Below are 13,602 nucleotides of genomic sequence, written 5' to 3' on the forward strand. Positions count from 1 at the left end.
AAGGTCGTTTGTTGGCGCGGGATGTGCCAGCTACAACTAAAGACCTGAGCCGCAGCCGGCGGCGAACGTTTTCAGGTTGAAGGAGTGCCCACATGATTGCTGCATTGCTGGATCGTTTAGGAGTGAACCCTGCGCTGTACCAACAGGGGAAACAGCCCGTCTACACACCGATTGATGGCAGCCAGCTGGGCGCTGTGCATTGGGAAGGCGCCGCTCAAACCGAACAGCACGTGACCCGTGCCGAGCACGCATTTGATGCATGGCGCAACGTTCCGGCCCCGCGGCGGGGTGAACTGGTGCGCCAATTCGGTGACCTGTTGCGTGAATACAAAGCGGATCTCGGCGAGTTAGTGTCCTGGGAAGCCGGCAAAATCACCCAGGAAGGTTTGGGTGAAGTGCAAGAAATGATCGACATCTGCGACTTCGCAGTCGGCCTTTCGCGTCAACTGTATGGTTTGACCATTGCCTCCGAGCGCCCCGGCCACCACATGCGCGAAACCTGGCACCCGCTGGGCGTAGTCGGTGTCATCAGCGCGTTCAATTTTCCGGTCGCGGTCTGGGCGTGGAACACTACGCTGGCGCTGGTGTGCGGCAACGCAGTGATCTGGAAGCCCTCCGAAAAAACGCCGCTGACGGCGCTGGCGTGTCAGGCATTGTTCGACCGGGTGCTGAGCACCTTCAGCGACGCGCCTCCCTACTTGAGCCAAGTGATTATCGGCGGTCGTGAAGCGGGCGAGGCGTTGGTCGATGACCCGCGCGTGGCCTTGATCAGCGCCACTGGCAGCACCCGCATGGGGCGCGAAGTGGCGCCGAAAATTGCTGCGCGCTTTGCCCGCAGCATTCTCGAACTGGGCGGCAACAACGCCATGATCCTCGGCCCTAGCGCTGACCTGGACATGGCGGTGCGCGCCATTTTGTTCAGTGCCGTGGGCACTGCCGGGCAACGTTGCACCAGTTTGCGCCGCCTGATCGCGCACGAGTCGGTGAAAGCAGAAATCCTCACCCGCCTCAAAGCGGCGTATGCCAACGTGCGCATCGGCCATCCGCTGGAAGGAAACCTGGTCGGCCCTCTGATCGACAAACACAGTTTTGACAGCATGCAGGATGCGCTGGAGCAAGCGTTGAGCGAAGGCGGGCAGGTCTTTGGGGGTGAACGCCAGCTGACACGCCAATACCCGAATGCGTACTACGTCAGCCCGGCAATTGTTGAAATGCCTGAGCAGAGCGAGGTGATGTGCAGCGAGACCTTTGCGCCCATCTTGTACGTGGTTGGCTACACCGAGTTTGAGGAAGCGCTGCGCCTCAACAATGCCGTCCCGCAAGGCTTGTCGTCGTGCATCTTCACCACCGATGTGCGTGAGGCGGAACGGTTTATGTCAGCCACAGGCAGTGATTGCGGGATTGCCAACGTCAACATCGGGCCCAGCGGCGCCGAGATTGGCGGGGCTTTCGGGGGCGAGAAAGAAACCGGCGGCGGGCGTGAATCGGGTTCGGATGCCTGGCGTGGCTACATGCGCCGCCAGACCAATACCGTGAACTATTCACAGGAACTGCCGCTGGCTCAGGGTATTACGTTTGACTGAGTGGACTGACGTGCAGTGCGTCTGAGCCCTCACCCGGCCTTGTTCAGGGCAAGGGCTCAAGGATTCTGGTTAGGTGTCATGTCTGGAGCTTGGCAATGCCTTTACGCGAAGAATGTCTGTGGGAAAACCTCACACCGCAACGTCCTCAAGCGCCTGCCTTCAAGGGCGAATTGAGCGTTGACGTTTGTGTGATCGGTGCAGGTATCACGGGATTGTCAGCCGCCATTCACTTGCTCGAACAGGGCAAAAGCGTGTGTGTGCTGGAGGCACATCGCACGGGGCAGGGGGGATCGGGGCGCAACGTGGGGTTGGTTAATGCGGGGCTGTGGATTGCGCCTGACGAAATCGAAGCCGGGTTTGGCAAAGCTGTCGGCAGTCAGCTCAATAGCATGCTTGGGGCCGCGCCAGCGCTGGTATTCAGCCTCATCGACAAATACCGCATTGATTGCCAGTTGCGCCGTGAAGGCACACTGCACATGGCCCACAACGCCAAGGGTGAGGCTGATCTGCGCAGCCGCGAACAGCAATGGAGGCTGCGCGGTGCTCCAGTGGAGTTGCTCACCGGTGCGGCCTGCGAAGCAGCCACCGGCACGTCAAAAATTGCCGCAGCCTTGCTGGATCGCCGTGCGGGGACACTCAACCCTATGGCCTACACCTCGGGGCTGGCCAAAGCCGCTGGCGATCTGGGAGGGCGGTTGTTCGACCACTCCCCGGTCACCGGGCTGGAACGCCAGGGACGACGCTGGTCAGTGCAAACCGGCCGCGGCGCCGTGAGTGCCGAGCAAGTGGTACTTGCCTCGAATGCCTACACAGAGGGCGAATGGACTGACCTGCGACGTAACTTTTTCCCAGGCTATTACTATCAGGTTGCCTCCAAACCTCTGACAGACGAAACCGCGCAACGCATCCTGCCCGGAGGACAAGGCTCGTGGGATACACGCCAAGTACTCAGCAGTATTCGGCGGGATGCTGACGGGCGTTTATTGCTGGGCAGCCTCGGCAATGGCAATCAGAAACCCGGCTGGTTCCTCAAGGCGTGGGCCGATCGCGTCCAGCAGCACTACTTTCCGTATTTGAAAGGCGTGGAATGGGAATGCACCTGGACGGGATGCATCGCGTTCACCCCCGACCACTTGATGCGTTTATTTGAGCCGGCGCCCGGTCTTGTAGCAGTCACCGGTTACAACGGCCGCGGGGTCACCACGGGCAGCGTGGTGGGCAAGGCGTTTGCCGATTATTTGTGTCACGGCGATGCCAAAGCGCTGCCCATCCCTTTTTCGCCCATGCAGCCGCTCTCCGGCGCGGGTTTGCGCAGTTGTTTATACGAAGCAGGATTTTCCCTCTACCACGCCGGGCAATGTTTACGGATCGTGATTTAGCCTGCCGTTTATGCGTGTAACGGCTAGCCTTTAATGGTGCGCCCTGTAGCAGCCACGCACCGCGAGTGTGCAGTTCGGTGACGTCGCGGGTTACAGGTCGGTTGGACGTTGCAGGGCAACCCGGTTGCAAGCGGTGTGGCTGAAGGTGGCGCCTGTAGAAAACAAACAGTTACACCTTCCTCGGTTTAGACGGTTGCACGCCCAATAAAAATGGGCTCGAAACAGTCGACAGAACAATAAGACCACGGCTTTTTCAAGAATAAAAAACCAATGGCACGCGCCTTGCTCAGCGCTTTGTGTGAAGTCGAAGTGCCAACTAAAAAAACCTCAGGAGCACCACCTCATGTCGCAGACGTTCTACAAGAAAGGTTTTCTGGCCCTCGCCGTTTCGGCTGCGATGGGCATGTCTTCGTTTGTTCTGGCAGATGTAAAAATCGGGGTAGCCGGTCCCATGACCGGCGCCAACGCGGCATTTGGTGAGCAATACATGAAAGGGGCGCAAGCGGCGGCGGATGCAATCAACGCATCGGGTGGCGTCAACGGCGAAAAAATCGTGCTGATCAAAGGCGACGATGCATGCGAGCCAAAGCAAGCGGTTGCCGTGGCCAACCGTCTGGTCGATCAGGACAAGGTAGCGGCAGTGGTGGGGCACTTCTGTTCTTCGTCCACGATTCCGGCGTCCGAGGTGTACGACGAGGCGGGTGTCATCGCAATCACGCCGGGTTCCACCAACCCGCAGGTGACCGAACGCGGCCTGAGCGCCATGTTCCGCATGTGCGGCCGGGATGACCAGCAAGGCATCGTAGCGGCCGACTACATCGTCGATGTGCTTAAGGGTAAAAAAGTGGTGGTCCTGCATGACAAGGACACCTACGGCCAAGGCCTGGCCGACGCGACCAAGGCCCAGCTGGCAAAACGCGGTGTAACACCCGTGTTGTATGAAGGCCTGACCCGTGGCGAAAAAGACTTCAGTGCTATTGTGACTAAAATCCGTGGCACCGGTGCTGACGTTGTTTACTTTGGCGGCCTGCACCCGGAAGCAGGTCCTCTGGTACGTCAACTGCGTGAGGCCGGTCTTGCAGACGTGAAGTTCATGTCCGATGACGGCGTGGTAACTGACGAACTTGTGGCAACGGCCGGTGGTAAGCAATACGTCGACGGCGTGTATATGACCTTCGGCGCCGACCCGCGCCTGTTGCCTGACAGCAAGGCCGTGGTAGAGCAATTCCGCAAAAGCGGCACCGAGCCTGAAGGCTACACCCTGTATGCCTACGCATCGATCCAGGCCCTGGCAGATGCTTTCAATGGCGCCAAATCCAACAAAGGCGAAGACGCTGCCAAGTGGCTCAAGGCCAACCCGGTGAAAACCGTCATGGGGGAAAAGGCCTGGGACAGCAAAGGCGACCTCAAAGTCTCTGACTACGTGATGTATCAGTGGGACAAAGACGGCAAATATCACCAGCTGGAAAAACAGAAGTGAGTTGAATCACCTGCCCGACCGTCGCCTGAGTGCCGGTCGGGCGGGTGAGGCTTTGCATCACCTGTCTTCTTTTCCAGGAGCCCCGTAAACACAGTCATTCAAACTGTCTTCGGACGGTGTGGGAGGCGTGTGTCTGCGGATTGGCTCCAGTGCGTGAGATTGCGTTATGGACGGTATTTTCCTACAGCAACTGCTGAACGGCCTGACCCTCGGGTCTGTCTACGGCCTGATCGCCATCGGCTACACAATGGTCTACGGCATCATCGGCATGATCAACTTCGCCCACGGCGAGGTGTACATGATCTCTGCTTACCTCGCGGCGATCAGTCTGGCTCTGTTGGCATACTTCGGTATTGAGTCCTTCCCGCTGCTGATGCTTGGCACCCTGATTTTTACCGTGGTCGTAACCGGGGTGTATGGCTGGGTGATTGAGCGAGTGGCCTACAAACCCTTACGAAATTCCACACGACTGGCCCCACTGATCAGTGCCATCGGCATCTCCCTGATCCTTCAAAACTACGTCCAAATCGCACAAGGTTCGCGCCAGCAAGGCGTGCCCACGCTGCTCAGCGGTGCGTGGCGGGTCGATATCGGGACCGGTTTCGTCCAGCTCACCTACACCAAGGTCTTCATTCTGATCGCTGCCTTTGTAGGTATGGGCCTGCTCACCTACATCATCAAGTACACCAAGCTGGGTCGCATGTGCCGCGCCACGCAACAGGACCGCAAGATGGCGTCGATCCTGGGCATCAACACCGACCGGGTGATTTCCTACGTGTTCGTGATCGGTGCAGCCATGGCGGCACTGGCCGGTGTGCTGATTACCATGAACTACGGCACGTTCGACTTTTATGCCGGGTTCATCATCGGTATCAAGGCGTTCACTGCCGCCGTGCTCGGCGGGATTGGATCACTGCCCGGCGCCATGCTCGGCGGCATCATCCTCGGCATCTCCGAGTCGCTGTTCGCCGGTCTGGTCAACTCTGACTACAAAGACGTGTTCAGTTTCTCGCTGCTGGTGCTGATCCTGATTTTCCGTCCTCAAGGCCTGCTGGGTCGTCCACTAGTGGCGAAGGTGTAAGTATGTCTGTAGCCCTTAACAAACCGATTGATGTGAAAAAAAGTGTCGTGGATTCGATCCTGGCCGGGTTGATCTCACTGATTGTGTTCGGCCCGATTGTCGGGGTGGTGCTCGACGGGTACAGCTTCAACTTGCAGCCCGCGCGTGTTGGCTGGCTGGTGGCGATTGTGATGATCGGGCGCTTTGCCTTGAGCCTGTTTTTGCAAACGCCCCGCGGCCTCAAAGTGCTCCAGAGCTTTGAATCCACGGGTTCGGGTGTGCATGTGTTGCCGCCGGACTACAAGACGCGGCTGCGCTGGATCGTGCCACTGCTGATCGTCATTGCGATTGTGTTTCCGTTCTTTGCCAATAAGTACCTGCTGACCGTGGTGATCCTCGGCCTGATTTACGTGTTGCTCGGCCTTGGGCTGAACATTGTGGTGGGGCTGGCGGGGTTGCTCGACCTTGGCTACGTGGCGTTCTACGCCATCGGCGCCTACGGCCTGGCCCTCGGCTATCAGTACCTGGGGCTGGGGTTCTGGTCGGTGCTGCCACTGGCGGCGATTGCGGCAGCCATGGCCGGGTGCATTCTCGGGTTCCCGGTGTTGCGAATGCATGGCGATTATCTGGCCATCGTGACCTTGGGTTTCGGGGAAATCATTCGTCTGGTACTCAATAACTGGTTGTCTTTCACGGGCGGGCCGAATGGCATGCCGGTGCCATCGCCGACCTTTCTGGGGCTTGAATTCGGGCGCCGCGCCAAAGACGGCGGGGTGCCGTTTCACGAGTTCTTTGGGCTCGAATACAACCCCAACATCAAGTTCCTGTTCATTTACATCGTGCTGTTTTTGGTGGTGCTGCTGGTGCTGTACATCAAGCATCGCCTGACCCGTATGCCCATCGGTCGCGCATGGGAAGCCCTGCGCGAAGACGAAATTGCCTGTCGGGCCATGGGGCTCAATCACGTATTGGTCAAACTGTCGGCATTCACGCTGGGTGCGTCCACGGCAGGCCTGGCGGGCGTGTTCTTTGCCAGTTATCAGGGCTTTGTAAACCCGTCGTCGTTCACCTTCTTTGAATCGGCGCTGATCCTCGCCATCGTGGTGCTCGGTGGCATGGGCTCGACTGTCGGCGTGGTGATTGCCGCGTTCGTGCTGACTGTCGCGCCGGAGCTGCTGCGCAGCTTTGCTGAATACCGCGTGCTGCTGTTCGGTGTGCTGATGGTGTTGATGATGATTTGGCGGCCACGGGGTCTGATCCGCATCAGCCGTGTCGGGGTTAAACCACGCAAGGGAGTCGCGCCATGAGCGAGCGTTCCATGGATAAAGACGTTGTGCTCTCGGTGGACAAACTGATGATGCACTTTGGCGGGATCAAGGCCCTGAGCGATGTCAGCCTCAAGGTCAAACGCAATTCGATCTTTGCCCTGATCGGCCCTAACGGGGCGGGGAAGACTACCGTGTTCAACTGCTTAACCGGCTTTTATAAAGCCACCGGCGGCAGGATCGAACTCAACGCGCGCGGCACTCGCACCAATGTGATCAAACTGCTCGGCGAGGCGTTTCGGGTGACAGATTTTGTCTCGCCCAAAGCGTTTGGCAGCCGGCTGTATTACAAAATGTTCGGCGGCACTCACCTGGTTAACCGTGCCGGTCTGGCGCGCACCTTCCAGAACATTCGCCTGTTCAAGGAAATGTCTGTTTTGGAAAACTTGCTGGTGGCCCAGCACATGTGGGTCAACCGCAGCCTGTTGGCGGGCATTCTCAACACCAAGGGCTACCGCAAGGCTGAAAGTGATGCGCTGGACCATGCCTTCTACTGGCTGGAAGTGGTGGACTTGGTGGACTGCGCCAACCGGCTGGCGGGTGAATTGTCCTACGGGCAGCAACGGCGTCTGGAGATTGCCCGGGCCATGTGTACGCGGCCGCAAATCATTTGTCTCGACGAACCGGCGGCGGGCCTTAACCCTCAGGAAACCGAGGCCCTGAGCGGGATGATTCGCTTGTTGCGGGACGAGCATGACCTGACAGTGGTGCTGATCGAGCATGACATGGGCATGGTCATGAGCATTTCCGACCACATCGTGGTGCTTGACCACGGTAACGTGATCGCCGAGGGCGGGCCCGACGCCATTCGCAACGACCCTAAAGTCATCGCCGCCTATCTGGGCGCTGACGAAGAGGAGCTGATATGACGAGCACGATCCTCGAACTCAAGGAACTAGACGTTCACTACGGGCCGATTCAGGCGTTGAAAAAGGTCTCGATGCACATCGAAGAGGGCGAAACCGTCAGCTTGATTGGTTCCAACGGTGCCGGAAAATCCACCTTATTGATGTCGATTTTTGGTCAGCCCCGCGCCAGTGGTGGTCAGATTCTTTACCAGGGCGTGGACATCACCCAAAAGTCCTCGCACTACATCGCCTCCAACGGGATTGCCCAATCGCCCGAGGGACGTCGTGTGTTTCCGGACATGACGGTTGAAGAGAACTTGCTCATGGGCACCATCCCCATTGGTGACAAACATGCCAAAGAGGACATGCAGCGCATGTTCGACTTGTTTCCGCGCCTCAAGGAGCGCCGTAATCAGCGCGCCATGACGATGTCCGGTGGTGAGCAGCAGATGCTCGCCATTGCCCGTGCGTTGATGAGCAGGCCGAAGTTGTTACTGTTGGATGAGCCGAGCCTGGGGCTGGCGCCGATTGTGGTGAAGCAAATTTTTGCCACTCTGCGGGAGCTCGCGCAAACCGGTATGACCATCTTTTTGGTCGAGCAAAATGCCAACCATGCGCTACGGTTGTCGGACCGCGCCTATGTGATGGTCAACGGAGAAATCCGCCTGACCGGCACGGGCAAAGAATTGTTGAGCAATGAAGAGGTGCGCAACGCCTATTTGGGCGGCCATTAGACCTCGACGTCAGCATGACCCTGCTCGCCCCATGGGGCGAGCCTTCTTACCCCGCCTGAAATTGTGGAAAACAAAATTGCAACCCTGCGAAAGCGCGACATAAAGACGCTGTAAATCGCTGTTTTGTCATCGTTTTGACTTGTCCCCGTTTGCTGTGGAGGTGGCTGTGGGTAACGTGGGAGTAGTTGGCTGTAGCCCTTTATTTATGAGGGCTGTAGAGGTGTGGTTGTTTTTTGATCGCTGAGTTTTCCTCGACCACGCCACCGATTTGTCAACAGCTTTGTTGATATAGATAGGGTCTTGAAAAAAGCCTTTCTGCCTGTGGATAAGTCTGTGGTTAAACTCTGGAAAGAATGCCCTGAGTGGCGTAATTACTGGCCTCTGGCTATCCCTGCACGTTCATCAGTACGCACCTTTTTGGGGCGTGTGCATGGAGTGCGTCTTCAGGTCAAGCAAAAAACCTTGGTTAATCGCCTGCACGCCTTGCGTGCCGGGGCTTAGCGCGTTTCGAGTTGCCCCCAAAGACTGTGGACGGGCCTGTGGATAAGGTGAGTGCATATGGCGCTATCCCTTGTGCAGCAAGGTCTGGAGGTAGTTGGTTGATTTTTGCACAGCACCTTGCAACGCACGCAACCCGCTTGCCGCCCAAACCCACTCGGGGCATTCTGCTGGCCGTCCCATTACCACGGCGGACACTGCCCGCCAGCCAAGGAGAACACGATGACTTCCACCCTGTTTATTACCGGCGCGACTTCTGGATTTGGTGAGGCGTGCGCACGCAAGTTTGCACAAGCAGGCTGGAAACTGGTGCTGACGGGCCGTCGTAAAGAACGTCTGGACGCACTGTGCGAGGAATTATCCCGGCACACAGAGGTGCATGGCCTGGTGGTCGATGTGCGAGACCGTGGAGCGATGGAGGAGGCGATTGCCAACTTGCCGCCCTCGTTCAGTAAGCTACGCGGACTTATCAACAACGCCGGGCTGGCGGTCGGCACCGACCCGGCTCCGCAGTGCAAGCTCGACGACTGGGAAACCATGGTCGACACCAATATCAAAGGGCTGCTGTACACCACCCATCTGTTGTTGCCGCGCCTGATTGCCTACGGGCGCGGTGCCGGGATCGTCAACCTGGGTTCCATCGCCGGTAATTATCCGTACCCCGGCAGCCATGTGTATGGCGGCACCAAGGCATTTGTGAAGCAATTCTCCCTGAACCTGCGTTGCGACTTGCAAGGCACGGGCGTGCGCGTCAGCAATATTGAGCCGGGCTTGTGCGAAAGCGAATTCTCGATGGTGCGCTTCGGCGGCGATCAGGCGCGCTATGACGCGACCTATCAGGGCGCTGATCCGATTCAGCCAGAAGATATCGCCGAGACCATTTTTTGGGTGCTCAACACCCCGGCCCACATCAACATTAATCGCCTTGAGCTGATGCCCGTCACGCAGTCCTGGAGCGGTTTCGCCATCGAAAGGCACGCCAAGGAGTAAACTCGCCCCTGACAGCCCACCCGCGACCTCCTGAGGGGGTCGCATTCAATGGGGCTGAAAGGAGTTTTTGTGAGTAACCGTGGTGAGCAGAATCTGCTCAAACAATCGACAGTTCTAATGTTTGCGGTGGCCATTGCGGGCATCGTGACGGGTTTTATTTCGGGTTCACAATCCATCTTGTTTGATGGGTTCTTTTCGCTTATCGCGACGTTCATCAAAGTACTGATGCTCATAACGGCGCAACTCATCGCCAAGGAGAGCAACCAGCGTTTCCAGTTCGGTTTCTGGCACCTGGAGCCGATGGTGTTGTTGATCGAAGGCAGCTTCCTCTTGTTGATTGCGATCTACGCCTTTTTGAATGGCGTGTTCGGCATCATCAATGGCGGCCGCGAGATTGAACTGGGGCTGGTGATCCTCTATGCAGCGGTATTTACCGTTATCGAATTTGCCTACTACTTCTGGGTACGGCGCAAAAATCGCAAATTGAAATCGACACTGATCCAGTTCGACAACATCAGTTGGCTGGTGGACGCCATGTTGTCGGTGGGCCTGTTGATAAGTTTCATCACGGCGCTGCTTTTGAAGCATCAGGGTTATGCACAGTGGGCGGCCTACGTGGACCCGGCGATCCTGATTTTGCTGGCCTTGAGCATGCTCCCGCCGGCGTTCAAGATCCTCAAGCCTGCCTTGCGCGACGTGCTGGGGATTGCCCCTGACGCGCTGGACGACAAGGTGCGCGATGCACTGGAAATCGCCTCGGCGCGTCATGGTTTTGAAGGTTACAAAACCTACGTGCAGAAACATGGGCGCGCGCGCTTCATCGAAATTCACATCGTGCTGCCCTCGGGTTATCCACTGACCAGTGTGAATACCCTTGATGCCATTCGTGAGGAAATATCCGCGATGCTGGGCAAGGCTGACAGCGCGCGCTGGCTGACCATTTGCTTTACCGGCGACCGCAAGTGGATTGCGTAATCATTGCGTAATGACGGATCGCAGCCATACTCGGCTGCGATCAGGCGCGAAGCGCTCAAAATCCCCCTGATACCTCGCACTATTAAGTTATCAACAGCCCTTGGCGCTCTATAAAAGCCACGATCGCATCGAGGCCAAGGCCGGTTTTCTGGTTGCTGAACACAAATGGCTTATCGCCGCGCATGCGGCGTGTGTCGCTGTCCATCAGCGCCAGAGATGCTCCCACCAGCGGTGCCAGGTCGATTTTGTTGATGACCAGCAAGTCCGACTTGCAGATCCCGGGCCCGCCTTTGCGCGGTAACTTGTCACCTGCCGACACGTCGATCACGTAAATCGTCAGGTCGGAGAGTTCCGGGCTGAACGTGGCCGACAAGTTATCCCCACCCGACTCCACCAGAATCACGTCCAGCCCCGGAAAACGGCGGTTCAATTGATCCACCGCTTCGAGGTTAATCGAGGCGTCTTCGCGGATGGCTGTGTGGGGGCAGCCGCCGGTTTCCACGCCTATGATGCGCTCGGGCGCCAATGCCTCGTTGCGCACCAAAAAGTCGGCATCTTCGCGGGTATAAATATCGTTGGTCACGACCGCCAGGTTGTAGCGTTCCCGCAGCGCCAGGCACAACGCTAACGTCAGTGCGGTTTTGCCCGAGCCGACCGGGCCACCAATGCCGACACGCAGAGGGTGTGTGTTCATTCAAATCTCCTAAGACCGAAACAGTCGGCTGTACTGGCGCTCGTGGGCCATGCTCGCTAAGGACAGGCCAAAAGCGGCGCTGCCCATGTGGGATAAATCCAGGTTACTGGCGTGCAGTTGCGCCAGTTGCAGGCTTGGGGATAACTCGCTGGTCATGCGCTGCGCCGCTTGTTGGCCCAACGGCATGGTTTTCATCAAGACAGCCAATTGGTTCTCCAGCCAGCTCCAGAGCCATGCCGCCAACGCATCCTGTGGGCTGATGCCCCACGCACGCGCTGCGAGTGCCCAGCCAAGCGCCAGATGCGGCTCGCCTTGCTGTAAGAGAAATTGCCGAGCGGGATCATCCAGTTCAGGTAAACCTGTCAGTAACTGTTGCAAGGAATAACCCATTTGCCGGCTTTCCTGATGCAGCTCGCGGGTTTCACGGCTGGCGCGGTGTTCGTCACAAAACCGTTGCAGGGCGGGCCAGTCCGCTTGGGCGGCGGCCTCGCAGTGAGCGAGCAACAGCGGGGCTTCGAAACGTGCAAGGTTGAGCAGTAGCTGGTCGTTGATCCAGCGAGCGGCGCTGGCCGGATCGCGCACCCGGCCTTGCTCCACCGCCATTTCCAGCCCTTGGGAATAGCTGTAGCCGCCAATGGGCAGTTGCGGGCTGGCCAGACGCAGCAGCGCCCAGGCCGGGCTCACAAACGCACACCAAACTGATGAAGTCTGGGCGCGTAGTTGAAGTCTTCTTCGCCCGCCCGGGAGTGGTGATGGCCGCCGCCGTAGGCGCCATGCTCAGGCTGGAACGGGGCTTCGATGGATTCGGTGCAGGCGCCCAGTTGATCGAGCATCGCCTTGAGCACGTAGTCATCCAGCAGTCGCAGCCAGCCGTCACCCACTTGCAGCGCCACGTGCCGATTGCCCAAGTGATAAGCGGCGCGGGTCAGTTCGAACGCGTTGTCACACGTCACGTGCAGGAGTTTTTCAGGGCTGGCGCATACGCGCACGATGCGCCCGTCCTGCGCCTGAAGAAATTCGCCGTCATGCAAGGGCGTCTGCCCGCGGTCCAGAAACAACCCGACATCTTCACCGTCACTGCTGAAACAGCGCAGACGGCTTTTGCTCCGGGCTTCGAAGTTGAGGTGCACCTCGGCGCTCCACACGGGGTGGGCGTCGACTCTTCGGTGAATGACCAGCATCGGTAGGCTTCCTGCGATTAACGATAGGCATGCTCAGAGCAAGGGGCTTGCCAACCTTGCCGGGCATCGCTGATTTCGTGAACCCTATGCTCAAAAACAGAGCAGGAAGATGAAACATGATCTAAACAAGTGCGCGCACAGGGCCTTGCTGCACCAACGGGGTGCAAGGGCGCTTACTCAGTGCTGCCCAGGCCTTGCCAGTGTTTTAGACCAATGAAGATAAAGCGCAGTTGCTGACTGATTTTGGCCTGCGGTTGCAGGTAGTCCGGCAGCGGTTCGGCAGGCGGGTCAATCACATCGGGCAACGCCGCAAATACGCTTTTGACCACCAGATCGGCAATCACGGTCAGGGCAGCCGGGTTCAGATGACGCAATTTTGGCTTGGAGCCCAGGTCGGCGGCCAAGTCGGAGGTGATGTCTTCGCGCAAGGCCGCGATGGCCTGCCGAACCGGTTGCGAGCCGCCGTATTGCTCACGCGCGAGGAACAGAAACTGCGAGCGATTGGCCTCGACCACATCGAGGAAAATTCGCACCGATGCGTTGATCACTCCACCCATGAACAATTCATTGTGGCGTACCAGGCGGATGGTTTCGCGAAAGGTCTGACCGACCTCGCTGACTAACGCCAGGCCCAACTGGTCCATGTCGCTGAAGTGGCGATAAAAGCCGGTGGGCACAATGCCCGCGGTTTTTGCGACTTCGCGCAGGCTCAGGCTGCCAAAGCCGCGACCCGATTCCATCAAGTGGCGGGCGGCGTCCATCAGCGCAAGGCGGGTTTGTTGCTTCTGTTCAGCGCGGGGGAGCATCTGGGCTGGTCTTCCTGACAAGTGCAGCGGCGCACTCTAGCAAATCAGC

13 protein-coding genes are annotated in these 13,602 nt (G+C 58.2%); 9 read left to right on the plus strand and 4 right to left on the minus strand.

The features are described from left to right. The first annotated feature begins 92 nt into the window (after positions 1 to 92). From HBN68_RS09190 to HBN68_RS09230, 9 genes are all read left to right on the plus strand, one after another. The gene (locus tag HBN68_RS09190; protein WP_094991977.1) at positions 93 to 1,583 is read left to right on the plus strand and encodes an aldehyde dehydrogenase family protein; all 1,491 of its coding nucleotides are present in this window, start codon (positions 93 to 95) and stop codon (positions 1,581 to 1,583) included. Positions 1,584 to 1,678: 95 nt separating this feature from the next. Continuing rightward, complete coding sequence (locus tag HBN68_RS09195) at positions 1,679 to 2,962, plus strand: FAD-binding oxidoreductase (RefSeq protein WP_169963745.1); 1,284 nt, start codon at positions 1,679 to 1,681, stop codon at positions 2,960 to 2,962. 343 nt (positions 2,963 to 3,305) lie between these two features. Then, complete coding sequence (locus tag HBN68_RS09200) at positions 3,306 to 4,442, plus strand: ABC transporter substrate-binding protein (RefSeq protein ID WP_169963747.1); 1,137 nt, start codon at positions 3,306 to 3,308, stop codon at positions 4,440 to 4,442. Positions 4,443 to 4,608: 166 nt separating this feature from the next. Then, the gene (locus HBN68_RS09205) at positions 4,609 to 5,523 is read left to right on the plus strand and encodes a branched-chain amino acid ABC transporter permease LivH (RefSeq protein ID WP_094991980.1); all 915 of its coding nucleotides are present in this window, start codon (positions 4,609 to 4,611) and stop codon (positions 5,521 to 5,523) included. Between the two features lie 2 nt (positions 5,524 to 5,525). After that, the gene (gene livM, locus HBN68_RS09210; RefSeq protein WP_169963749.1) at positions 5,526 to 6,809 is read left to right on the plus strand and encodes a high-affinity branched-chain amino acid ABC transporter permease LivM; all 1,284 of its coding nucleotides are present in this window, start codon (positions 5,526 to 5,528) and stop codon (positions 6,807 to 6,809) included. Between the two features lie 11 nt (positions 6,810 to 6,820). Next, positions 6,821 to 7,696: an ATP-binding cassette domain-containing protein gene (locus tag HBN68_RS09215; RefSeq protein WP_094992099.1), complete on the plus strand. Its 876-nt coding sequence runs from the start codon at positions 6,821 to 6,823 to the stop codon at positions 7,694 to 7,696. Further along, positions 7,693 to 8,409 carry an ABC transporter ATP-binding protein gene (locus tag HBN68_RS09220; RefSeq protein WP_094991982.1) on the plus strand — a complete coding sequence of 239 codons (717 nt, stop codon included), beginning with the start codon at positions 7,693 to 7,695 and terminating at the stop codon, positions 8,407 to 8,409. The genes HBN68_RS09215 and HBN68_RS09220 overlap by 4 nt, the downstream gene beginning before the upstream one ends. Positions 8,410 to 9,129: 720 nt before the next feature. Further along, positions 9,130 to 9,897, plus strand: a complete 768-nt coding sequence (locus tag HBN68_RS09225; protein WP_094991983.1) for an SDR family oxidoreductase — start codon at positions 9,130 to 9,132, stop codon at positions 9,895 to 9,897. 69 nt (positions 9,898 to 9,966) lie between these two features. After that, on the plus strand, positions 9,967 to 10,872 hold the full coding sequence (locus HBN68_RS09230; RefSeq protein ID WP_169963751.1) for a cation diffusion facilitator family transporter: 906 nt from the start codon (positions 9,967 to 9,969) through the stop codon (positions 10,870 to 10,872). Between the two features lie 82 nt (positions 10,873 to 10,954). On the opposite strand, the gene ureG is transcribed toward HBN68_RS09230, so the two are convergent. The 4 genes from ureG to HBN68_RS09250 form a co-directional block, all read right to left on the minus strand. Further along, entirely contained in the window at positions 10,955 to 11,566 is a 612-nt protein-coding gene (gene ureG, locus HBN68_RS09235) for an urease accessory protein UreG (protein ID WP_094991985.1), read from the minus strand. A 9-nt stretch (positions 11,567 to 11,575) separates the two neighbouring features. Continuing rightward, entirely contained in the window at positions 11,576 to 12,250 is a 675-nt protein-coding gene (locus tag HBN68_RS09240; protein ID WP_094991986.1) for an urease accessory protein UreF, read from the minus strand. Next, positions 12,247 to 12,747, minus strand: a complete 501-nt coding sequence (gene ureE, locus HBN68_RS09245; protein WP_094991987.1) for an urease accessory protein UreE — start codon at positions 12,745 to 12,747, stop codon at positions 12,247 to 12,249. Before ureE ends, HBN68_RS09240 begins: the two co-directional genes overlap by 4 nt. Positions 12,748 to 12,920: 173 nt before the next feature. Continuing rightward, positions 12,921 to 13,553 carry a TetR family transcriptional regulator gene (locus tag HBN68_RS09250; RefSeq protein ID WP_094991988.1) on the minus strand — a complete coding sequence of 211 codons (633 nt, stop codon included), beginning with the start codon at positions 13,551 to 13,553 and terminating at the stop codon, positions 12,921 to 12,923. Between the last annotated feature and the right edge of the window lie 49 nt (positions 13,554 to 13,602).

Source organism: Pseudomonas sp. WS 5078, assembly GCF_012985745.1.
Classification (GTDB): domain Bacteria; phylum Pseudomonadota; class Gammaproteobacteria; order Pseudomonadales; family Pseudomonadaceae; genus Aquipseudomonas; species Aquipseudomonas lundensis_A.

What these genes read in the sequence shown, in the direction of transcription:
- ureG (WP_094991985.1), bottom strand. Translation starts at nt 11,566, where the DNA reads ATGAACACACACCCTCTGCGTGTCGGCATTGGTGGCCCGGTCGGCTCG.
- HBN68_RS09200 (WP_169963747.1), top strand. Translation starts at nt 3,306, where the DNA reads ATGTCGCAGACGTTCTACAAGAAAGGTTTTCTGGCCCTCGCCGTTTCG.
- HBN68_RS09195 (WP_169963745.1), top strand. Translation starts at nt 1,679, where the DNA reads ATGCCTTTACGCGAAGAATGTCTGTGGGAAAACCTCACACCGCAACGT.
- HBN68_RS09205 (WP_094991980.1), top strand. Translation starts at nt 4,609, where the DNA reads ATGGACGGTATTTTCCTACAGCAACTGCTGAACGGCCTGACCCTCGGG.
- ureE (WP_094991987.1), bottom strand. Translation starts at nt 12,747, where the DNA reads ATGCTGGTCATTCACCGAAGAGTCGACGCCCACCCCGTGTGGAGCGCC.
- HBN68_RS09215 (WP_094992099.1), top strand. Translation starts at nt 6,821, where the DNA reads ATGGATAAAGACGTTGTGCTCTCGGTGGACAAACTGATGATGCACTTT.
- HBN68_RS09220 (WP_094991982.1), top strand. Translation starts at nt 7,693, where the DNA reads ATGACGAGCACGATCCTCGAACTCAAGGAACTAGACGTTCACTACGGG.
- livM (WP_169963749.1), top strand. Translation starts at nt 5,526, where the DNA reads ATGTCTGTAGCCCTTAACAAACCGATTGATGTGAAAAAAAGTGTCGTG.
- HBN68_RS09225 (WP_094991983.1), top strand. Translation starts at nt 9,130, where the DNA reads ATGACTTCCACCCTGTTTATTACCGGCGCGACTTCTGGATTTGGTGAG.
- HBN68_RS09250 (WP_094991988.1), bottom strand. Translation starts at nt 13,553, where the DNA reads ATGCTCCCCCGCGCTGAACAGAAGCAACAAACCCGCCTTGCGCTGATG.
- HBN68_RS09190 (WP_094991977.1), top strand. Translation starts at nt 93, where the DNA reads ATGATTGCTGCATTGCTGGATCGTTTAGGAGTGAACCCTGCGCTGTAC.